19 protein-coding genes and 2 pseudogenes are annotated in these 19,338 nt (G+C 75.2%); 8 read left to right on the forward strand and 13 right to left on the reverse strand.

Annotation, left to right across the window (positions count from 1 at the left end; all coding sequences use genetic code 11):
- Nucleotides 1–43 precede the first annotated feature (43 nt).
- Entirely contained in the window at nt 44–1,216 is a 1,173-nt protein-coding gene (locus tag ACGF5G_RS12495; RefSeq protein ID WP_393261937.1) for an erythromycin esterase family protein, read from the forward strand.
- A gap of 166 nt (nt 1,217–1,382) precedes the next feature.
- Here the strand turns inward: ACGF5G_RS12495 and ACGF5G_RS12500 are convergent, their stop codons facing one another.
- Both ACGF5G_RS12500 and ACGF5G_RS12505 read right to left on the reverse strand, forming a co-directional pair.
- Nucleotides 1,383–1,847 carry a DUF6194 family protein gene (locus ACGF5G_RS12500; RefSeq protein WP_393261940.1) on the reverse strand — a complete coding sequence of 155 codons (465 nt, stop codon included), beginning with the start codon at nt 1,845–1,847 and terminating at the stop codon, nt 1,383–1,385.
- A 165-nt stretch (nt 1,848–2,012) separates the two neighbouring features.
- Nucleotides 2,013–2,843 carry a nitroreductase/quinone reductase family protein gene (locus ACGF5G_RS12505; protein ID WP_393261942.1) on the reverse strand — a complete coding sequence of 277 codons (831 nt, stop codon included), beginning with the start codon at nt 2,841–2,843 and terminating at the stop codon, nt 2,013–2,015.
- A 328-nt stretch (nt 2,844–3,171) separates the two neighbouring features.
- Between ACGF5G_RS12505 and ACGF5G_RS12510 the strand changes: the two genes are divergently transcribed.
- Nucleotides 3,172–3,747 (forward strand): maleylpyruvate isomerase N-terminal domain-containing protein, encoded by a 576-nt coding sequence (locus tag ACGF5G_RS12510; RefSeq protein WP_393261945.1) that lies wholly within the window; start codon nt 3,172–3,174, stop codon nt 3,745–3,747.
- 6 nt (nt 3,748–3,753) lie between these two features.
- On the opposite strand, the gene ACGF5G_RS12515 is transcribed toward ACGF5G_RS12510, so the two are convergent.
- The gene (locus ACGF5G_RS12515) at nt 3,754–4,233 is read right to left on the reverse strand and encodes a DUF1992 domain-containing protein (RefSeq protein WP_393261948.1); all 480 of its coding nucleotides are present in this window, start codon (nt 4,231–4,233) and stop codon (nt 3,754–3,756) included.
- A gap of 94 nt (nt 4,234–4,327) precedes the next feature.
- Complete coding sequence (locus ACGF5G_RS12520; protein WP_393261951.1) at nt 4,328–4,858, reverse strand: GNAT family N-acetyltransferase; 531 nt, start codon at nt 4,856–4,858, stop codon at nt 4,328–4,330.
- A 219-nt stretch (nt 4,859–5,077) separates the two neighbouring features.
- Between ACGF5G_RS12520 and ACGF5G_RS12525 the strand changes: the two genes are divergently transcribed.
- Nucleotides 5,078–6,067 carry an NAD(P)/FAD-dependent oxidoreductase gene (locus tag ACGF5G_RS12525; RefSeq protein WP_393261953.1) on the forward strand — a complete coding sequence of 330 codons (990 nt, stop codon included), beginning with the start codon at nt 5,078–5,080 and terminating at the stop codon, nt 6,065–6,067.
- A gap of 38 nt (nt 6,068–6,105) precedes the next feature.
- A complete protein-coding gene (locus ACGF5G_RS12530; protein WP_393261956.1) occupies nt 6,106–6,756 on the forward strand; it encodes a LysE family translocator in 651 nt (216 codons plus the stop codon).
- Between the two features lie 70 nt (nt 6,757–6,826).
- On the opposite strand, the gene ACGF5G_RS12535 is transcribed toward ACGF5G_RS12530, so the two are convergent.
- Nucleotides 6,827–7,336, reverse strand: coding sequence for an NUDIX domain-containing protein (locus ACGF5G_RS12535; RefSeq protein ID WP_393261958.1), 510 nt, complete (start codon nt 7,334–7,336; stop codon nt 6,827–6,829).
- A 105-nt stretch (nt 7,337–7,441) separates the two neighbouring features.
- On the opposite strand from ACGF5G_RS12535, the gene ACGF5G_RS12540 reads away from it, so the two are divergent.
- Nucleotides 7,442–8,578, forward strand: coding sequence for a hypothetical protein (locus ACGF5G_RS12540; RefSeq protein WP_393261960.1), 1,137 nt, complete (start codon nt 7,442–7,444; stop codon nt 8,576–8,578).
- A gap of 203 nt (nt 8,579–8,781) precedes the next feature.
- On the forward strand, nt 8,782–9,372 hold the full coding sequence (locus ACGF5G_RS12545) for a pyridoxamine 5'-phosphate oxidase family protein (RefSeq protein ID WP_357698621.1): 591 nt from the start codon (nt 8,782–8,784) through the stop codon (nt 9,370–9,372).
- Nucleotides 9,373–9,483: 111 nt separating this feature from the next.
- Here the strand turns inward: ACGF5G_RS12545 and ACGF5G_RS12550 are convergent, their stop codons facing one another.
- Nucleotides 9,484–10,965, reverse strand: a complete 1,482-nt coding sequence (locus ACGF5G_RS12550) for a peptide MFS transporter (RefSeq protein WP_393261963.1) — start codon at nt 10,963–10,965, stop codon at nt 9,484–9,486.
- A 221-nt stretch (nt 10,966–11,186) separates the two neighbouring features.
- On the opposite strand from ACGF5G_RS12550, the gene ACGF5G_RS12555 reads away from it, so the two are divergent.
- A complete protein-coding gene (locus tag ACGF5G_RS12555) occupies nt 11,187–11,528 on the forward strand; it encodes an RNA polymerase-binding protein RbpA (RefSeq protein ID WP_046564157.1) in 342 nt (113 codons plus the stop codon).
- Nucleotides 11,529–11,711: 183 nt separating this feature from the next.
- On the opposite strand, the gene ACGF5G_RS12560 is transcribed toward ACGF5G_RS12555, so the two are convergent.
- From ACGF5G_RS12560 to ACGF5G_RS12575, 4 genes and pseudogenes are all read right to left on the reverse strand, one after another.
- Nucleotides 11,712–12,236 (reverse strand): FxsA family protein, encoded by a 525-nt coding sequence (locus tag ACGF5G_RS12560; protein ID WP_393261965.1) that lies wholly within the window; start codon nt 12,234–12,236, stop codon nt 11,712–11,714.
- Nucleotides 12,237–12,306: 70 nt separating this feature from the next.
- Nucleotides 12,307–13,116 carry a polyprenol monophosphomannose synthase gene (locus tag ACGF5G_RS12565; RefSeq protein WP_393261966.1) on the reverse strand — a complete coding sequence of 270 codons (810 nt, stop codon included), beginning with the start codon at nt 13,114–13,116 and terminating at the stop codon, nt 12,307–12,309.
- 8 nt (nt 13,117–13,124) lie between these two features.
- A pseudogene (gene lnt, locus ACGF5G_RS12570) lies at nt 13,125–14,820 on the reverse strand (apolipoprotein N-acyltransferase); the annotation flags it as partial.
- Nucleotides 14,821–15,162: 342 nt separating this feature from the next.
- Nucleotides 15,163–15,453, reverse strand: a pseudogene (locus tag ACGF5G_RS12575) (winged helix-turn-helix transcriptional regulator); the annotation flags it as partial.
- 190 nt (nt 15,454–15,643) lie between these two features.
- Here ACGF5G_RS12575 and ACGF5G_RS12580 point away from each other — a divergent pair.
- Nucleotides 15,644–16,345 carry an alpha/beta fold hydrolase gene (locus ACGF5G_RS12580; protein ID WP_393261969.1) on the forward strand — a complete coding sequence of 234 codons (702 nt, stop codon included), beginning with the start codon at nt 15,644–15,646 and terminating at the stop codon, nt 16,343–16,345.
- 511 nt (nt 16,346–16,856) lie between these two features.
- Here the strand turns inward: ACGF5G_RS12580 and ACGF5G_RS12585 are convergent.
- From ACGF5G_RS12585 to ACGF5G_RS12595, 3 genes are read right to left on the reverse strand one after another with little or no spacing between them, the layout of a single operon-like run.
- Nucleotides 16,857–18,194: a glutamate mutase L gene (locus ACGF5G_RS12585; RefSeq protein ID WP_393261971.1), complete on the reverse strand. Its 1,338-nt coding sequence runs from the start codon at nt 18,192–18,194 to the stop codon at nt 16,857–16,859.
- The gene (locus ACGF5G_RS12590; RefSeq protein ID WP_393261972.1) at nt 18,191–18,583 is read right to left on the reverse strand and encodes a hotdog domain-containing protein; all 393 of its coding nucleotides are present in this window, start codon (nt 18,581–18,583) and stop codon (nt 18,191–18,193) included. The genes ACGF5G_RS12585 and ACGF5G_RS12590 overlap by 4 nt, the downstream gene beginning before the upstream one ends.
- The gene (locus ACGF5G_RS12595; RefSeq protein WP_393262604.1) at nt 18,580–19,281 is read right to left on the reverse strand and encodes an OAM dimerization domain-containing protein; all 702 of its coding nucleotides are present in this window, start codon (nt 19,279–19,281) and stop codon (nt 18,580–18,582) included. Before ACGF5G_RS12595 ends, ACGF5G_RS12590 begins: the two co-directional genes overlap by 4 nt.
- Between the last annotated feature and the right edge of the window lie 57 nt (nt 19,282–19,338).

Genomic DNA, 19,338 nt, shown 5'->3' on the forward strand with positions numbered 1-19,338 from the left:
CGGTATCACAGACACCGCTCATGTCGTTGACGCTGCCGCTGTCATGGGGCTGCTTCCGGCTCGGCCCCGACTGCTCGCCTTGGGCGAGCCCACCCACGGCGAGGACGCCCTGCTCGACGTGCGAAACGAGCTCTTCCGGCAACTCGTCGAGCGGGAGGGTTACCAGACGATCGCTGTCGAGAGCGACTGCCTGATGGGCCTGGTCGTGGACGACTACGTCGCCTCGGGCACGGGCACCCTCGACGAGGTCATGGAGCGCGGCTTCAGCCACGGGTTCGGCGCGTCCGCGGCCAACCGCGAGCTGGTGAGCTGGATGCGCGCGTACAACGACGGACGGTCCGCGTCCGAGCGGCTGCGCTTCGCCGGTTTCGACGGCCCGCTGGAGATCACCGGCGCCGCGAGCCCCCGGCAGGCCCTCACCGCACTCCACGCCTACCTCACCGCCTGGGTTGACGCCGACCTGCTTCCCTGCACCCCGGAAACGCTCGACCGCCTGATCGGCGCCGACGACCGGTGGACCAATCCCGCCGCGATGCTGGACCCGTCCCAGTCCGTGGGGCAGACGCCCGAGGCCAGACAGCTGCGGCTGCTCGCCGACGATCTGGTAGCCCTGCTCGACGCGCAGACGCCACACCTGATCGCGGCGTCCTCGCCCGACGACTGGGACCGGGCACGCATCTACGGTCGTACCGCCACCGGGCTGCTGCGGTACCACTTCTGGATGGCCGACACGTCACCGAGCCGCATGGCGCGGCTGCTGGGCGGGCGGGCTTCGATGATGGCCGCCAACCTGCTCGCCATCGCCGAACGGGGCCCGGCGCTGGCGCACGCCCACAACGGGCATCTCCAGCGGGACAAGAGCAGGATGCAAATGGGCGGCCTGCCGGTGCAATGGTGGAGCGCCGGCGCGATCGTCAGCGCCCGACTGGGCGAGGGGTACGCCTTCCTGGCCACGGCCCTCGGCACGATCCGCCACCGCGGTGTGGACACCCCACCCCCGGACACCGTCGAAGGGCTCCTGTACGCGCTCCCGGAGGACCGATACGTCGTCGACGCCCGCCGGCTGGTCGTCGCCCTCGACGACGTGACGCCCGCGCCCCGCGTGTCCCCCTGGTTCGGCTACGCCCCGTTCGACCCGGCCCACCTGGCAAGCAATGACGGGATCGTGTTCGTCAAGGACGCCCCTGCGGGGCAAACGTGGTGGCCGGTGGCGTGAGCGTCGGCAGGTTCTTCCGGAAGCCGTCCAGCTAGGTCTCGATGGTCTGCGTGTTGCGCGACATCCTCGTCCTCGGCGGGCCTGCCCCTACGGCAGACCCGCCGAAGCTGGCCCCGCGGTGCGACACCCGAGGCGGAACGCGCCGGCCGGCCCGGAGACCGTCCGGTCAGGACGGGGTGCGGCGGGCCCGGTGGTTGGCGTGCTTGCGGACCGCGAAGTCGTACGCGTCGGCCAGCAGCGTGCGCACCGTGTCCAGGGTCGCCTCGCCGGGGTTCACCACGCACACCCAGTGCTGCGCCGCGTAGACCGGATGCGGCAGCACGACGTCCGTCGCCGCGTGGTCGACGCGCGCGTCCGTCTCGCCGTGCTCACCCCGCGTCGACGGGGCCCCGAACAGGGCCGCGTACCCGGACCGGGTCAACCCGATGTTGAGCCGCCAGAAGCCCGGCCGGCTCAACGCGGAGGCGGTGTCGTAGTGGTCGCCGGTCACGATCGTCGCGAACGGCAACTGCCGCTCGGCCGGCAGGTCCCGTTGCGGGTCGTAGAGGAAGAAGGTGTCCCCGTTCGCCTCGGGTGCGGTCACCCCGGCGAAGGTCCGGCAGATGTGGTGCTTCATTTCGTCGACGTCCATGCCTCAAGTTTTTCATTGAAATGCTTATTGAGGCCTGCGTACCATTTGTCTAGGTTCAGTGGCGCTAACCCTCAACTCGCGGCGTAACCCGGCCGGGCGCCGCAGCGACCGCGCGCCCCCGGCGGCGGGCGAGGCCGCCGGGGGCGCGCACACCACGGGCGGCCGCTAGCCGGTCGCGTCGAGGACGGGGATGAGCTGCTCCTCCTCGTACGCCAGATGGGCCTCCAGCTCGGTGGTGAGCCGCGCGACCTCCCGGCGGACCTCGGCCGGGTCGGCGTCGGGAGCGCCGACGACCTGCTGGAGGCGTGCGACGAGCGCCGCGATCCGTTGGTGTTCCTCGCGCAGCCGCGCCAGGGTCGGGGCGAGGTCGGGGCGTTGCCCGTCGAGGGCGGCGAACATGCCGTCGTCCTCGTTGGTGTGGTGGTGGTGCAGGCCCTGGCAGACGGTCAGGCAGTTCACCCGCAGCTGCGCGCCCAGGCCCGCACCGGAGCGGTCGACCTCGTCGCGGATCAGCGCGAGTTCCCGCCGGAACGCGTCGTGGACCAGTTTGAGCGCCGCGCCCCAGGACGGCGCGTTCGGCGGCCCGCCCGCCACCTGGTGCAGCGCCAGCACCGGGATCACCCGCGACGTCTTCGCCTGGTACGCGGCCCAGCCCGGGTCGGCCTCCACGGCCCTGGCGAAGACCGCGTCGCGTTCGTCCCCGGTCAGCACCTCCGCGCGCGCCTGGTAGGTGAAGACGCCGTCCTCCACGGTGGCGAGCGGGTCGGCACGCAGGTTGTGGTACCAGTCCGGGTGTTTCGGGCCGCCTCCGGCGGAGGCGATGACCAGGATGCGGTCCGAGTCGGGCAGGTAGCCGACCGGGGTGGTGTGCGGGGCTCCGGATCGGGCCCCGGTGGTGGTGAGCAGGATGAGCCGGGCGCCCTCGAAGGGGCCGCCGACGCGGCCGGCGTTGGCGCGGAACTCGTCGATGATCTGCTGGTTGAAGTCGTTGGGCATGCTCTGCTTTCTGTTGGGCAGGAGGAGTGCGGCCACAGTGGATCGCCCGTCCGGCGACCGGTGGCGGCGAAGGTGGAGTCGCGCCGGCGTACGACCGGCGTGGACGGTGGGAAGGGCGCGCGAGGCGGTGGACGCGACGTCGACACCGGAAGATGTGGCGCATCGGCGGGCCGCGGGCCCGCCCCCGGCTCACCGGATGGCCGGGTGCCCTGTCCGCTCGTGGCCTATGGCCGACCCGGCAGTCACGGGTCCGACCCTAGCGGCCCGCGGCGGCCGAGGGCAACGATGTTCGGTTGCGCCGTGCGTGGGACGCTGGCACGGTCGGGGAATGATCGAACTGACCGGCGCCGACGTGGACCGCGCGGTGGCCGAGATGACCGCCGTCCTCGGCCCGCACACCGGACGGGACTGGAGCGTGCCCGCCGGCGGGTTGGAGTGGAGTTGCTGGACCACCGCCGCGCACGTGGCGCACGACCTGCTGGCGTACGCCGGTCAGGTCGCCGGGCGACCCGAGGCGGCATACCTGCCGTTCGACCTGGTCGTCTCCCCCGCCGCCGGGCCGGCCGAGGTGCTGCGGGTCGTCGCGGCCTGCGGTGGGCTGCTGCGGGTGGCGGTCGACGCCGCAGCGCCGCAGACGCGCGCCTGGCACTTCGGCCCGTGCGACCCGGCGGGCTTCGCCGCGATGGGGGTGGCGGAGACGCTGCTGCACACCGACGACATCGCCCGTGGTCTCGGCGTGCCGTGGCAGCCGCCGGAGCGGCTCAGCGCCGGCGTCGTGCGTCGGCTCTTCCCGGACGCCCCCGCCGGGCCGGCGCCGCAGGTGCTGCGGTGGCTGACCGGCCGCGGTGAGCTGCCCGGCCGGCCGCGCCGCACCTCATGGTCGTGGCGGGCCGCGGTGGTGTGACGCGGGCTACGCCGCCCGGCGGCGCCAGGGCAGGCGCCAGGCCCGCCGGGGCCTGGCGCGCGGCGGGGCGGGTGGCGCGGGCGCCGGTGCCGTCGCGGCGGCGAGGTGCCGCTCGGCTCGCCAGCGGCGTACGACGTCGTCGGCGTTGACCGGCCGCACAGTGACCCGCGGGCCGGTGGGCATGCGCAGCCAGGAGATGATCTGGGCGTTCAGGTCGGCGACGAAGGCGCGCACCGACTCCTCGGTGGGCAGGTCGCGCACCTCGTCGGGCACCTGCTCGACGCGGCGGCGCAGTTGCAGCGGGGTCGGCAGCAGCAGGTCCGTCGGGAGCTTCTCCCGTTCCAGGAAGCTCTTGATCCACCACGACTCGTCGTACGGCTCGCCACGGCCGGGAATCGGCTTGCCCGCGCCGGGCAGGTTGTCGAACTCGCCCTGCTCCTGGGCCGCGCGGATCCGCGCCTCGACCGTCGCTTCCCAGCTGTCCACCCGCCGACACCTCCCCGGCCCACGGTAACGCGGCCCCCGCCCGCGGGGCCGCCGGAAGGGACAGCGTGGTGGCGGTGCCGGGCATTCCCGGCGGTCAGGCCCAGCGGGCGTGCCGGTGGCCGTCGCGGGGAAACGGCGGGCGGGCCGCCAGCACCTCCTGGAAGCGGTAGCCGGCCTTCTCGGCGACGCGGCAGGACGCCGGGTTGTCGACCTGGTGCATCAGGTCCAGCCGCCGCAGGCCGGCGAACCGGGCGAACGCCCAGCCGGTGACCGCGTCCAGGGCGTGCGGGGCGATGCCCCGGCCCCGGGCGGGCGCGGCCGTCCAGTAGCCGACCTCGGCGTCCCCGCGCCCCGCGGCGACGTACTTGAGCACCACCTGGGCGACCAGCGTCTCGCCGGCGGGGTGCGGCTCGACCACGGCGAAGCTGAACCGGCACCCGTCGTCCCAGTCGCGTCGGGCCGCGGCCACGAAGCGGCGCGCCTCGGTGGTCGTGGTCACCGGCGCCCGGGTCCAGCGGAGCAGCACCGGGTCCCGGTACGCCGCCACCAGGGCGTCGGCGTCGTCGTCGCGCCAGGGACGCAACGACAGTTCCGGCAGGGTCGGGGTGGCCGGTGCGCGCAACATCGGCCCAGTCTCCCCGCTGCGGCCGCCGCCGTGGGGCGCGGGTCGGGCACCCCCACGCGCTGCCGGCCCGGTCGCCGCCGTCGTCGGGCGGCGGGCTCGGCCCGGCCGTACCCCCGGTTTTGCCGTTCCGGCAACGATGTTTGCCACCTTTGACGCTCCCGGTGGACAGTCGGGTCGGCGGCGGGCGTGGGGACCCGCCGACGACGGAGGGAGAGTTCCGTGCGTGAGACGTACGACGTGGTGGTGGTGGGCGGCGGCGCGGCCGGGCTGAGCGGGGCGCTGGCCCTGACCCGGGCCCGCCGCTCGGTGCTGGTCGTGGACGCGGGCGAGCCGCGCAACGCGCCGGCCGGGCACGTGCACAACTACCTGGGCCGGGAGGGCACGCCACCGGGTGAGCTGCTGACGGCCGGCCGGGCCGAGGTGGCCCGCTACGGCGGGGAGTTCGTCCACGGCGCCGTCCGCTCGGCGGCGCCGCGCGACGGCGGCGGGTTCCGTGTGGCCCTCGCCGACGGCCGCACGGTCGACGCCCGGCGGCTGCTGGTGACCACCGGCCTGGTCGACGAACTGCCCGACGTGCCGGGGCTGGCCGAACGGTGGGGCCGCGACGTGCTGCACTGCCCGTACTGCCACGGGTGGGAGGCGCGCGACGAGCCGCTGGTGGTGTTGGCCACCGGTCCGCTGGCCGCGCACCAGGCGCTGCTGTGGCGGCACTGGAGCGCCGACGTGACGGTCGTGCGGCACGGCGGGTGCACGTTCACCGCCGAGGAGGACGAGCAGCTCGCGGCCCGCGGCGTGCGGGTGGTCGACGGCCCGGTCGCCGCGCTGGAGGTCGCCGGTGACGCACTCACCGGTGTGCGGCTGGCCGGCGGCGAGGTGCTGCCGTGCGGGGCGGTGGTGGTGGCTCCCCGCTTCCACGCCCGCGCCGACGTGCTGACGTCGCTCGGCCTCGCGGCGGTGGAGCAGGAGATGGGCGGCCAGGTGATCGGCAGCGTCGTGCCGTCCGACCCGACGGGGGCGACCGCGGTCCCCGGCGTGTGGGTGGCCGGCAACGTCACGGACCCGCGCGCCCAGGTGGTCACCTCCGCGTCCGCCGGTTCGGCGGCCGGCGCGGCGATCAACGCCGACCTGGTCGCCGAGGAGACCCGCGCGGCCGTCGCGGCCCGCCGGGTACCCGATGCCGGACGCCGGCCGGCGGAGGTCCGGGCGTAGGGTCGGCGGCAGCCGAGTGGGACGGGACGGGGGTCGACATGGTCGGTACGGGTGCGCTCGTGGGCATCGTGCTGGTGGCGTTGGGGCTGGTGCTGACCCCCGGCCCGAACATGGTCTACCTGGTCTCCCGGTCGGTGACCCAGGGCCGACGGGCCGGGCTGGTCTCGCTGCTCGGTGTCGCCGCCGGCTTCGGCGTCTACCTGGTCGCCGCGGTCGCCGGCATCGCCACGGTGTTCGTGCTGGTGCCCGCCCTCTACACGGCGGTCAAGCTGGCCGGGGCGGCGTACCTGCTGTGGCTGGCCTGGCAGGCGCTGCGCCCCGGCGGGCAGTCGCCGTTCACGCCGGCGCCGCTGCCGCCCGACCCGGCTCGGCGGCTGTTCGCCATGGGCCTGGTCACCAACCTGCTCAACCCGAAGATCGCGATCCTGTACGTGTCGCTGCTGCCGCAGTTCATCGACCCGGCCCGGGGCCACGTCGCGGCGCAGAGCCTGGTGCTGGGGCTGACCCAGATCGCGGTGGCGCTGACGGTGAACGCGCTGATCGTGCTCACCGCCGGCGCGCTCGCCGGGTTCTTCGCCCGCCGGCCGCTCTGGCTGAGGGTGCAGCGGCTGCTGACGGGAACGGTCCTGGCGGCGTTGGCGGTGCGGATCGCCGCCGACCGGTCCCGCGCCGCCGTCGCCATGCCCTGACGCCGCCGCCCGACATCGCCGTGCCCACCGCCGACGCGGTGGGCAGGTAGCCGGGGCGCTGACGGTCCGTTCAGAGCGCGTCGGGCTGGTCGAGCGCCGGGTGCCGCTCGCCGGGCGGGGCGTGCCAGGTGGGGGCGTCCTCGCGCAGGGTGGTGTCGATGCGCAGCCGCGCCCAGTCGTCGAGCTCGGGCAGGTCGGCCGGGTCGAACCAGCCCACCTCGAGGGACTCGTCGTCGTTGACCCGTGGTTCGCCGCCCACCGCGTGGCACCGGAACCACACGTTCAGGTACTCGCAGGCGTCGCCGTTGGGGTAGACGACCGGGTGGGTGGCGACGCCACCCACCCGGTCGATGCGTACGTGCACGCCGGTCTCCTCGTACACCTCCCGCAGGAGGGCGTCGGCCGGCTGCTCGCCGGGGTCGATGAGGCCGGCGGGCAGGGACCAGCGGCCGTTGTCGGCGCGCCGGGCCAGCAGCACCCGGCCGGCGTCGTCGCGCACGACGGCGCTGACCCCGGGCAGCAGGAGCAGGTCCGTGCCGACGTGGGCGCGCAGCTTCGCGACGTACAGGGAGACGGCCACACCGGACACGCTAGTCGGCGTCGGCGCGGTGCCGGCGGACCATCCCTCACCGGGCTCGGCCGCCGCGCCGGCGGGGGCCGGGCAGCGCAGTAGACTCCGCCCTCGATGGACGCCCAGCCCACCGCCGCCGACACCCGCCCCTGCGCCCACTGTGGTCGGGAGGTGCCGCAGCGCGTCGGCGCCGGCCGGCCGTTCCGCTACTGCCGCGACAACGACGGCGCCTGTCAGCGGGCCTCACGCAACAGCCGGATGCGGCACCGCAACGCCCCCGGCCTGCCCGGCCAGGTGGCCCGCACCTGGGAGGCCGTGGACCGGCTGGAGCAGGTCGCGGAGACCCTCGCCGAGGCGCTGCACGCCGAGCTGTCCCCGGTCGGCGTGGAACGACAGCTGGCGCAGGCCCGCGCCGACGCGGCGACCCAGGTGGCGGCGGCGCAGACCGAGCGGGACGAGGCCCGTCGCGACGCCGAGGACGCCGCCGCGGCGGCCGTCCGGGCCCGCGAGGAGGCCCGCTCGGCCGCCGCCGAGCGGGACGCCGCCCGCGTGGAGGCCCGACGCGCCGCCGAGCAGGCCACGACGGCGGCCGAGCGCGCCGACCGGGCCGAGGCGGCCCGCGACGAGGCCCGCCGGCAGGCCAGCGCCGCGGAGGCGCTGCGGACGCAGGCCGAACGCGACCGCGACGCGGCCCGCCACGAGCTGCGTGCCCTGCGCGCCGACCTGGACGCGGAACGCCGCCGGGCCGCCGACCTGACGGGCGAGCGGGACGCCGCCCGCGGCGACGCCGACCGGGCGGCCCGCGCCGCCACCGAGGCGCTCGACCGGGCGCAGCGCCTGCACGCCGACGCCGACGCCGCCCGGGACCGGGCCGACCGGGCGCGTGAGCAGGCCGACCAGGCGCGGGCCGAGGCCGAGGCGGCCCGGACGGCGGCCGCCGAGGCGGCGCGGGCCCGGCAGGAGGCCGAGGCGGCCCGCGCGCAGGCCGGGGCGGAGGCCGACCGCGCCCGCGCGGAACTGGCCGCGCTCGCCGGCCGCCACGACACGCTGGGCGCGGAGCTGGCCGCCGCGCGGGACGCCGCCACCGCCGCGCAGGGCCGGCTCGACGAGCTGGCGGTACGGCTGCGCGCCGCCGAGACCGACCGCGACGAGGCGCACCGGCGGGTGGCCCAGCTCGCCGAGCAGGTGGGCCACCTCGCCGCCGCCCTGGCCCACCTCGGCCCCCGCGACGCGGGCCCGCCGACCACCTGAACCGTCCCGACGGGCCGACGGTGTGGGCCGGCCCGGCCCGCCGACGGTCTGGGCTGGCCCGACTCCGGCGGGGCCGGCGGGCCGGCACGCCCTGCCCGGGTGAAGTGCGCCCCCGTCGTCCGGGTCGGGGACGGCGTCCGGGGTGTGGGACGCCACCGAGGGCGGGACGGCGGCGACAGTCGCGGCGGGACGATGATGGCCGGGTGGGAAAGACACACGAACGCATCGAGGGCCGGCTGCGCACGTTCATCGAGGAGCAGCCGCTGTTCTTCACCGCCACCGCGCCGCTCTCCGGCGACGGCACCATCAACCTGTCCCCCAAGGGCCTGCGTGGCTCCTGGGCGGTGCTCGACGCGCACACCGTGGCGTACCTGGACTTCGCCGGCAGCAACGCCGAGACGATCGCGCACCTGCGGGAGAACGGCCGGATCACGCTGATGTGGTGCGCGTTCCAGGGGCCGCCGAACATCGTCCGGGTGCACGGGCGCGGTGAGCCGGTGTTCCGCGACGACCCCCGCTGGGCCGAGCTGACGGGCCACTTCCCGGACGTCGACACCAGCGTGCACGGCCTGCGGGCGATCATCGTGGTGCGTGCCGAGCTGATCCGCGACACCTGCGGCTACGCGGTGCCGTTCATGACCTACGACGCCGACCGCGACCTGCACGGCAAGCGGTTCGCCCGCGAGGATGACGCCTCACTGAGCGACTACTTCGCCGGCAAGGAGCACATCGCCCGCAGCATCGACGGGCTGCCCGGCCTGCCGCTGCCGCTGCCCCCGACCCCGGCCGCCTGACCCGGCCGCCGCACGCCCGGTCCCGGCCGCGCCGGGCCCCGGCGTGTGGCCTGGCCGTCCGGCGGCGCCAGCCGGCCTGCCGCGGCGGCCGGGCATGGCCCGCCGCCCGGGTCAGTGGATGCCGGCCATCAGGCCCCGGATGTGCCGGGCGAACATCACCGCGCCGAGCCCGAGGGCCGCCGAGGCCAGGCCGAAGGTGAGGAAGTACGTCGGCTCGGGCCAGGTGTCGGCGAGCCGGGCCACCTGCCCGCCGATCGCGTCGCCGACGGCGGTGGCGAGGAACCACAGCCCCATCATCTGGCTGGCGTACTTGACCGGCGCCAGCTTGGTGGTGGCGGACAGGCCGACGGGGCTCAGCGACAGCTCGCCGGCGACCTGGATGGCGTACACGGCCACGAGCCACCACGGCGAGACCAGGTCGCCGCCGACGGCGGCCTGGGCGGCGGCGGCCATCAGCACGAACGACAGGCCGTTGAGCACCAGGCCCACGGCGAACTTCACCGGTGTGGAGACCCGGTGGCCCAGCCGCAGCCAGAGCAGCGCGAACAGCGGCGCCCCGATGATGATCAGGATCGGGTTGACCGACTGGAGCCACGACGCGGGGAAGGTGAACCCGGCGACGTCGCGGTCGGTGTTGTCGGCGGCGAAGATGTTCAGCACCGACCCGGCCTGGTCGTAGATCAGCCAGAACGCGGCGGCGAAGACGAACAGCCACACGTACGCCTTCATCCGGCTGCGTTCGGTGGCGCTCAACTCCCGGTCCACCATGATCCGCACGAAGTACCCGATGGTGATCAGTACGGTGGCGGCGGCGAGCAGGTTGACCACGGTGTCGACGGTGAACGCCCCGGCCACGGCGAGGACGACGACCGCGAGCACGACCAGGGCGGTGACCGCGCCGACGCGGGTCAGCGCGCGGCGGCGGTCGGCGCCCAGCAGCGGGTCGGCGGGCCGCGCGCCCGCGTCGCCGAGGTTGCGCCGGCCCAGCACGTACTGCAGCACGCCGAAGGTCATGCCGACCGCGGCGGCCCCGAAGCCCAGATGCCAGTTGACCTTCTCGCCGAGGAAGCCGGTGACCAGTGGGGCGGCGAACCCCCCGATGTTGATTCCCATGTAGAAGATCGAGAAGCCGGCGTCGCGGCGTGGGGAGTCCCGGTCGTAGAGGTCGCCGACCATCGTCGAGATGTTGGGCTTGAGCAGCCCCGTGCCGACGACGATCAGCGCCATGCCCGCGAAGACGCTCCACCGCGTCGGGATCGCCATCACGTAGTGCCCGGCGGCGATGACCACCCCGCCCCACAGGACGCTGCGGCGGGCGCCGATGAGCCGGTCGGCGACCCAGCCGCCCGGCAGCGCCATCAGGTAGACCATCGCGTTGTAGGTGCCGTAGACGGCACTGGCGCTGGCCTCGCCCATCGCCTGCCCGTCGTCGGCCACGGACGCGGTTAGGTACAGCACCAGGATCGCCCGCATGCCGTAGAAGCTGAACCGTTCCCACATCTCGGTGAGGAAGAGGGTGGACAGCGCCCGCGGGTGCCCGAAGAACGTCCGCCCGGAGGGCGGACGGGACTGCACCGGCGCGTCACCCACCATCGCAACCTCCGCTCCCCTCGGGCGGTTAACATCCCCGTTGGCAACGGAAACACTCCACCCAACCGACCCGGCCGGGGACGACCCCGCCGGGCGGCTGGCATGGCCGGCTACCCTTGTTCAGGCTCGCCCGGCGGCGCGGCAGCGCCCGGGGCGGGAATGGCCCGGCGGGAACGGACCGTTACACCAAGAAGACCAGCACCACCAACGAGGGGAAGTCGATCATGGGCGAGCGTATGCTGCGCGGAAGCCGTCTGGGCGCGGTGAGCTACGAATCCGACCGCAACACGGAGCTCGCGCCGCGTCAGACCCGCGAGTACCTCTGCGCCAAGGGTCACCAGTTCGAGGTGCCGTTCGCCGTCGACGCCGAGGTCCCCACGACCTGGGAGTGCAAGTTCGACGGCAGCGTCGCCCGGCTGGTCGACGGCAGCGAGCCGGAGCAGAAGAAGGCCAAGCCGCCGCGCACCCACTGGGACATGCTGCTGGAGCGGCGCTCCATCGCCGAGCTGGAGGACATCCTCGCCGAGCGGTTGCAGGAGGTTCGCACCCGCCGCGGCCGCGCCTGACCCGCACCGCACACGCCACGGCGCCCCGGGAGCCACGCTCCCGGGGCGCCGTCGTGTCTGGGCCCGTTACGGCCGCCGTGTCCGCCTCCGGCCCGTTGCGGGCCGGGCGTCCCGGCGACGATGCCGCCGGCCGTCCTCAGGCCCGTTCCGGCCGTCGTGTCCGGGACAAGTCCGCTGCCCGGATCAGTTCCGGCCGGGCTCGACGATCTCGCCCTCGATGGCCCGGCCCCCGTCGACCACGGTCGGCGGCTCGGCCGTCGGGCGCGGCGCGGGCTGCGGGGCACCCCGGCGCACCCGCACCCGGCGGGGCCCGAACAGGTCACCGGCGACCATCGACGACACCCGGCGTTCCGCGGCACGCTGCACCCCGCCGCGGGCCAGCCGACGCAGCGGCGGCACCAGCAGCAACAGCCCCACCAGGCCACTGACCAGGCCGGGGGTCGCCAGCAGCAGCGCGCCGACCAGCCCGACGAGACCGTCGGTGACCTGCCGTCCCGGCGGCTGGCCGGCCTCCGCGGCGGCCCGGAAGCCACGCCAGGCGCGCATCCCCTCCCGGCGCAGCAGCACCAGCCCGAGCAGCGACACCGCGAACACCGCCAGCAGCGCCGAGCCGAACCCGATCGCCCGGCCCACCACGACGAACACCGCCAGCTCCAGCAGCACCGCCAGCAACAGGCCCAGCGGCACGTACCTCAGTCCTCGGCGCATCTCACCTCATCCGCCATCCGCGGCGCGGTCGGTCCGCGCAGGCACTGCGTCCAGCATGACACGCCGACGCTCAGGGCCACCGAACCTGACCGTCGGGGGTGCCGTGCAGGCCCCGCCGCACCGCCAGCCGCCGGTCCTGCAGACCCCACGCGGTGATCCGCCACAGCGCCTCCGCCACGATCAGCGGGCTCATCTTGCTGCTGCCGCGTTCCCGCTCGGCGAACGTGATCGGCACCTCGACGATGCGCGCCCCGGCCCGGTGCGCCAGCCGCGACAGCTCCACCTGGAACGAGTAGCCCTGCGAGCACACCGACCCCAGGTCGATCTCGTCCAGGGCGGACAGCCGGTACACCCGGTAGCCGCCGGTGGCGTCGGACACCGGCATACCCAGCGCCAGCCGCGCGTACAGGTTGCCGCAGCGCGACAGCAGCAGCCGCCGCAGCGGCCAGTTCACCACCCGCGCGCCGGTGGTCCACCGGGAGCCGATCACCACGTCGGCGTCGCGGGCGGCCGTCAGCAGCGTGGGCAGGTCCTCGGGGGCGTGCGAACCGTCGGCGTCCATCTCCACCACGGCGTCGAAACCACGCTCGCGGGCCCACGCGAACCCCGCCAGGTACGCCGCGCCGAGGCCCTGCTTGCCCTCGCGGTGCAGCACGTGCACGTGCGGGTCGGCGGCGGCCAGGGCGTCGGCGACCGCCCCGGTGCCGTCGGGGCTGTTGTCGTCGGCGACGAGGATCTCCACGGCCGGGGCGGCGCGGCGCACGCGCGCCACGATCGACGCCACGTTGTCGGCCTCGTCGTAGGTCGGGATCACTACGAGCACCCGACCCAGCCCGGGGTGGCCGGCGCGTGGCCCTCGGGTGTCGGTCGTCTCGCCCACCGTCGCTTCCCCTCCGCCGGATTGCCGGCTGGTGTCATCCGGCGCGGTGCCGGCGGCGCAGCACGGCCGCGCCGACCAGGGCCGCCACCGCCAGGGTGGCCAGCGCCGCCTCCGGCCACAGGCCGACCCGGGTGGCCAGGGTGCGCCCGTCGTCCAGGCGCAGCTGCCGCACCACGACCGCGCGGGTGTTGAACCCGGTGGCGTCGCTTACCCGCCCGTCGGGGGCAACGAACCCGGACACTCCGACCGTGGAGGCCATCAACGCCGGCCGGCCGTGCTCGATCGCCCGCAGCCGCACCATGGCCAGCTGCTGCCGCGCCTCCGCCACGTCGAAGGTGGCGTTGTTGGTCTGCACCACCAGCAACTGCGCCCCGCCGGTGACGGTGTCGCGGACCACCTCGTCGTAGGCGACCTCGAAGCAGATCACGTCGCCGAGCACGGCCGCGCCGGCACGCAGCACGCCCGGCTCGGTGCCGGGCACGAAGTCGGCCCGCACCCGGTCCACCTGCTTGCTGACCATCCGGGCGAGGTCGCGCATCGGCACGTACTCGGCGAACGGCACCGGGTGCCGCTTGACGTACACCTGCTCCAGGTCAGGGCCGGTGCCGGGCCGCCAGAGGATGCCGGCGTTGCGGACCTCGCCGTCGCCGGGGCCGCGCAGCACCGCGCCGACCAGGATCGGCGCGCCGATCGCGTCGGCGGCCCGGGAGATCAGGGCGCCGGCGTCAGCGTCGCGCAGCGGGTCGATGTCGCTGGCGTTCTCCGGCCACACCACCAGGTCGGGGCGGCGCTGGGCGCCGTCGGCGACCTGCTCGGCCAGCTCGACGGTGGCGTCGACGTGGTTGCCGAGCACCGCCTTGCGTTGGGCGTTGAATTCCAGCCCCAGCCGGGGCACGTTGCCCTGCACGATCGCCACGGTGACGGTGTCGCCGCCCCCGGCGGCGGCCACCGGCACCAGCAGCCCGGCGACGGGCACCGCGACCGCGCCGGCGGTCAACCCGGCGATCGGCGCCCACCGCCGCCGCCCGTCCCACGGCCGCCACAGCGCCGCGACGAGCAGCCCCCCGGTCAGCGCCACCGCGAACGTCACCAGCGGCGCGCCGCCCAGCGCGGCCAGCCGCAGCAGCGGCGAGTCGTCCTGACTGAACGCCAGCCGCCCCCACGGGAACCCGCCGAACGGGGTACGGTCGCGCAGCGCCTCCTGCCCCACCCACAGCACGCCGGTCAGCGCCGGCCAGGCCCACCGGAGGCGGTCGGCCAGCGGGGAGGCGTACGCGCTCGCCGCGCCCAGCAGCGCCAGGTAGGCGGCCTGCAACAGCGACAGCAGCGTCCACGGCAGGTAACCGGTGTGCAGGTTCGTCCAGCTCAGCAGCGGCGCGAACAGCGCCACCCCGGTCAGGAAGCCCAGCCCGGCGCCGGCCCGGACACGGCGGCGGTGCGTCGCCGCGGCCAGCAGCGCCACACCGACCGGCGCGAGCGGCCACACCCCGTACGGGGGGAACGCCGCCAGCAGCGCCAGCCCGGCGGCCACCGCCATCGGCGCGGCCACCCGCAGCGGCAGCGCCCGCGGCGCGACGTCGGGCACGCGCGGGGCGTCGGCGCGCGGCTGGCTGCTGTCCACGGTCGTCACGGGCATCTCCACCTCGATCACAGAGCGGAAGGCTACCCGGCGGCCGGCGCGGCACCGGCGTCGCCGGCGGTCACCGGGCGGGTGAAGCAGCCGAGGAATCGTTCGGCGACCCGCCGCTCACCGGTGACGCGCAGCGCGCCGTGGTGTTCCGCCTCGTCGCGGGGCCGGTAGCCGAACACGACCTCCAGCAGGGTGCGCGGGTCGGTGTCGACGACGGCGGCGCAGCGCTCGCCGCCGCCCCGGCTGATCCGCAGCCCGGCCCGGTCGGCCTCGGCGACGAACCGGTCGGCGCCCAACCGCAGCGCCACCGGCGCCGCCGGCACGCCGGCGGGGCCCGGGTCGTACGTGGTGCGCAGGGCGAGCATCAGGGCGTCGACGCTCAACCGACCGGTGGCGGGCAGCGGCTGCCGGCTGCCCCACCGGCCCAGCGCCAGCAGGCTCTCCTCCAACTCCCGGCCGCGCGGGGTGAGCTCGTACACGCGGGCGCTGGCCGGGGGGCCCAGGGTGCGGCGGGTCACCACGCCGGCCCGTTCCAGCTCGCGCAGCCGCGCGGACAGCACGTTCTGACTCATGGTGGGCAGGCCACGGCTGAGGTCGGAGAAGCGTTTCGGGCCGAGCAGCAGCTCCCGGACGACCAGCAGCGCCCAGCGTTCGCCGACCACGGCCAGCGCGCGGGCCAGCCCGCACAGATCGTCGTAGGAACGCACCCGCCCAGCGTAGCCGTGGCGCTTGCCCGAACGAAGCGAGCACTCCTAATGTAGGAGCAAACGGTTCGAGGGAGGCCCCCATGACCGCGACCACCGCCCTGCCGCAGGGCGACGTACGACTGCTCGACCATCCGGTGGCCCGGCGCCTGGGCGACGGCACCGCCGAGGACTTCGCCGCCCGGGGCCGGTCGTGACCTACGTGCTGATCCCCGGCGCGGGCGGCAGCGCCGACTACTGGCACCTGCTCGTCGACGAGCTGCGCCGCCGCGGCCGCGAGGCGATCGCCGTGGACCTGCCCGCCGCCGACGACACCGCCGCCCTGCCCGAGTACGCCGCCACCGTCCGCGCCGCGATCGGCGACCGGAACCGGGTGGTGCTGGTCGCACAGTCCCTCGGCGCGTTCACCGCCCCACTGGTCGCCGACGACCCGCGGGTGACGATGGTCGTCCTGGTCAACCCGATGATCCCCGCCCCCGGTGAGACGGCCGGGCAGTGGTGGACGGCCACCGGCCACGCGCAGGCCCGCGCCGACCACGCCGTCGCGCAGGGCCGCACCCCCGGCGACCACGTCGACCTGGCGGTGGACTTCTTCCACGACGTCCCCGAGCCGGTGGTGGCGCGCCTCACCGCCGCCGACGCGCCCGACGAGTCGCCGGCGGTGTTCACCCGCCCCAACCCGCTGCGCCGCTGGCCCGACGTGCCCACCCGCGTGGTCACCGGCCGCGACGACCGGTTCTTCCCCGCCGACTTCCAGCGCCGCCTGGCCCGCGAACGCCTCGGCGTCGACGTCGACGTGCTGCCCGGCGGGCACCTGATCGCGCTGAGCCAGCCGCGACGCCTCGCCGACCAACTCGACGCCTACCACACCCCGGCCCCACCCGCCGACCGCTGAGACGCGGTGGTCAGATCGAGCCGTTCGCCGTTTGTTCATCGCCCACGGGAAGCCCGTCCCGGCCGGCAGGCGACACCGCGCCGGTGGAACACGCTCCGCCCGCTGAACGGAGCCTGGCCGCAGAGACGAAAATCGGGGCGCGGCTTGCGCCGCGCCCCGATGCTCCCAGGCCCTTCCCGGCCGGTGGGGCGAGAACGAGCTACGCCGACCTTCGGACCGACCCGACGCGGACTGGCTGCCCCCGCCTGGCCGTTGTCTACTGGCCGTGCACCTCACCCTGCCCGTACACCGGTAACCGCGGCCGGTTCGCGCCGCCCCGCCGACCCCCGCCCGCTGGACCTGGCCGCCGCGACGCACTGCACATGTCGCTCGGCCAGCGGACGAAGGGACGAAGCGAACAACAGCCGCTTCCCGTAGTAGGACTCAAAGACGGTACGGCGTGGACCCCCGCCGCTGTCAACCCACCCGGGCCTGTCGTGTGTTGCAACACGGCGTGTCGCGTCGGCGAGTCTCAATCCGTGGCCAGGTGGCGGCGCAGCAGCGCCCCCGCCGCCGCCGGATGCTCGGCGGCGAGCAACCCACCGGCCGCCAGCACGTAGTCGGTGTCCACGACCGGCCGGGCGGCACGCGGCAGCGGCCACCCGCCCGCGTGGTCGGTCAACACCGCGGAGAGCACACCCGCCGCGTCGGCCGGCGCGGCGTGCCGCAGCACCCCACCGGAGCCGACGAGCAGCCGCACGTCCCGCAGGTCCCGGCCGGCCCGCTCACCCGTCGCCGCGCCCCGGGCGTGCCGCCGCAACGCCACCGTCGCCGCCAGGGCCGCGATCCGGGCGTCCACAGCCCGGTCGACGTCCCCCGCGGGCAGGAACCCCGGGTCGTCGGCACGCACCACCGCCGCAGCCGCCAGATCGTCGCCCTCGACGTCGCTCAGCAGCCGCTCCTCGACGGCGGCCCGCACCACCCCCGGCGCGCTCCACCGCATGCCCAGGTCCCCCTCCACGGTCCGGGCCCGCCACAGCGAACCCGCCACCTCCCGGCCCGGCCCCGTGGCCCGCTCGTCGGGCGTCAGCACCGAGTACACGTCGGTGGTGGCGCCACCGACATCCACCACCACCAGGTCACCGCCGAGGGCGTCGGCGAGCACCTCCACACCGGTCAGCACCGCGTCGGGCGTGGCAGCCCGCACCAGCCGCGCGAACCGGGGCCCCCGCGACAGCCGCTTCCCGCCGATGACGTGCCGCAGGAACACCTCCCGGATCGCCGCCCGCGCCGACGCCGGCGCGAGGACCCCGATACGGGGCAGCACGTTGTCGGCCACCGTCACCGGCACCCCCGCGCCGGCCAGCAGGGCATACAGGTCGTCGCGGACGTCGACGTTGCCCGCGAGGACCACCGGCACCCGCCAGCGGGCCTTAGCCAGCCGGGTCGCGTTGTGCGTCAACGTCTCGGCGTCACCGCCGTCGGTGCCGCCCACCAGCAGCACCACGTCCGGGCGGGCCGCCCGCAGCCCCGCCAGCTCCGCCGCGCCGAGCCGCCCCGCCGCCACGTGCACCACGTTCGCGCCCGCCGACAGACCCACCCGCCGGCCCGCCTGCGCGGTCACCAGATGCTCGTAGCCCACCACGGCCAGCCGCAACCCACCACCGGCCGACGAGCACACGTACCACGGCACGTCACCCACCGGCAGGCCCGCCGTGGCCGCCCCGACCGCGGCGTCCAGGCCGTGCAGCACGTCCGTGCCCACCGTCGTGGGGGCCGCCGCCGCCGCGACCAGCGCGCCGCCGTCGAGGTCCACCACCGCCACCTTCGTGTACGTGGACCCGACGTCGGCGCAGACCGCGTGCCTCACGCCGCCGGCGGGACGACCACCGTGCCGGTCGCGGTGACCGCCACGATCGGTTCGTCGAGGACCTCCGCCGCCGACTCGCCCCGGTCCGGGCGACCCCGGCACACCACCCGCGCCACGAAGTCGATCGTGCGGCTGCGGGTGCCCACCCGGGTCACCGTCGCCGTCACCTCCAACACGTCCCCGGCCCGCATGGCACCGCGGAACTGCACGTCCGAGTACGACGCGAACAACCCCTCGTCGCCGTCGGTGCGGATGCACACCTCCGTCGCCACGTCCCCGAACAACCCCAACGCGTACGCCCCGTCGACCAGGTTGCCCGCGTAGTGCGCGTGCGAGTAGGGCACGTACCGCCGGTGGGTGACGGTCAGACCGACCCGGGAATCACTCATGCCTTCGCCTTCTTCTCCGTGATCAACGCGTGCACCAGATAGCTCGCCACCTCGCCCGGCGTGGTGCCCCGGCCGAAGATCCGGTCCACGCCCAACTCGCCGGCCATCGTCTCGTCGAACCGCGGCCCACCCACGATCAGCAGCGGCCGGCGTCCCGCCGGCATCGCCTCCCGGAACGCCGCCGACATCTCCCGCGTGTTGTGCAGGTGCGCGTCGCGCTGCGTCACCACCTGCGACACCAGCACCGCGTCGGCCTTCTCCACCCGGGCCGCCTCCACCAACTCCGGCACGCTCACCTGCGCACCCAGGTTCGTGACCTTCAACTCCCGGTAGTACTCCAGGCCCTTCTCCCCCGCGATGCCCTTCACGTTGAGGATCGCGTCGATGCCCACGGTGTGCGCGTCCGTGCCGATACACGCCCCCACCACCGACAACTTGCGCCGCAACCGCTGCTTCACCACCGCGTTGACCTCCTTGGCCGACAGCAGCGGGAAGTCACGCTCCACCACCTGCACCGCCGACAGGTCCACCAGGTGGTTCACCCGCCCGTACACCACGAAGAAGGTGAAACCGTCACTCATCGGCTTGGCGTGCACCAGCATCGCCGGGTCGATGCCCATCTTGTTCGCCAACTGCACCGCCGCGCCCTCGGCCCGCTTGTCGTGCGGCACCGGCAACGTGAACGACACCTGCACCATGCCGTCGCCCGTGGTGTCCCCGTACGGCCGCACGATCTTCTTCTCGGCGGCCCCGCC

Origin of the sequence: Micromonospora sp. NPDC047730, from assembly GCF_043204765.1 — a bacterium.
In the GTDB taxonomy this organism is placed as follows: domain Bacteria; phylum Actinomycetota; class Actinomycetes; order Mycobacteriales; family Micromonosporaceae; genus Micromonospora.

What these genes read in the sequence shown, in the direction of transcription:
- ACGF5G_RS12510 (WP_393261945.1), top strand. Translation starts at nt 3,172, where the DNA reads ATGATCGAACTGACCGGCGCCGACGTGGACCGCGCGGTGGCCGAGATG.
- ACGF5G_RS12500 (WP_393261940.1), bottom strand. Translation starts at nt 1,847, where the DNA reads ATGGACGTCGACGAAATGAAGCACCACATCTGCCGGACCTTCGCCGGG.
- ACGF5G_RS12590 (WP_393261972.1), bottom strand. Translation starts at nt 18,583, where the DNA reads ATGAGTGATTCCCGGGTCGGTCTGACCGTCACCCACCGGCGGTACGTG.
- ACGF5G_RS12540 (WP_393261960.1), top strand. Translation starts at nt 7,442, where the DNA reads ATGGACGCCCAGCCCACCGCCGCCGACACCCGCCCCTGCGCCCACTGT.
- ACGF5G_RS12495 (WP_393261937.1), top strand. Translation starts at nt 44, where the DNA reads ATGGGGCTGCTTCCGGCTCGGCCCCGACTGCTCGCCTTGGGCGAGCCC.
- ACGF5G_RS12560 (WP_393261965.1), bottom strand. Translation starts at nt 12,236, where the DNA reads ATGCGCCGAGGACTGAGGTACGTGCCGCTGGGCCTGTTGCTGGCGGTG.
- ACGF5G_RS12555 (WP_046564157.1), top strand. Translation starts at nt 11,187, where the DNA reads ATGGGCGAGCGTATGCTGCGCGGAAGCCGTCTGGGCGCGGTGAGCTAC.
- ACGF5G_RS12505 (WP_393261942.1), bottom strand. Translation starts at nt 2,843, where the DNA reads ATGCCCAACGACTTCAACCAGCAGATCATCGACGAGTTCCGCGCCAAC.
- ACGF5G_RS12530 (WP_393261956.1), top strand. Translation starts at nt 6,106, where the DNA reads ATGGTCGGTACGGGTGCGCTCGTGGGCATCGTGCTGGTGGCGTTGGGG.
- ACGF5G_RS12520 (WP_393261951.1), bottom strand. Translation starts at nt 4,858, where the DNA reads ATGTTGCGCGCACCGGCCACCCCGACCCTGCCGGAACTGTCGTTGCGT.
- ACGF5G_RS12595 (WP_393262604.1), bottom strand. Translation starts at nt 19,281, where the DNA reads ATGGTGCAGGTGTCGTTCACGTTGCCGGTGCCGCACGACAAGCGGGCC.
- ACGF5G_RS12550 (WP_393261963.1), bottom strand. Translation starts at nt 10,965, where the DNA reads ATGGTGGGTGACGCGCCGGTGCAGTCCCGTCCGCCCTCCGGGCGGACG.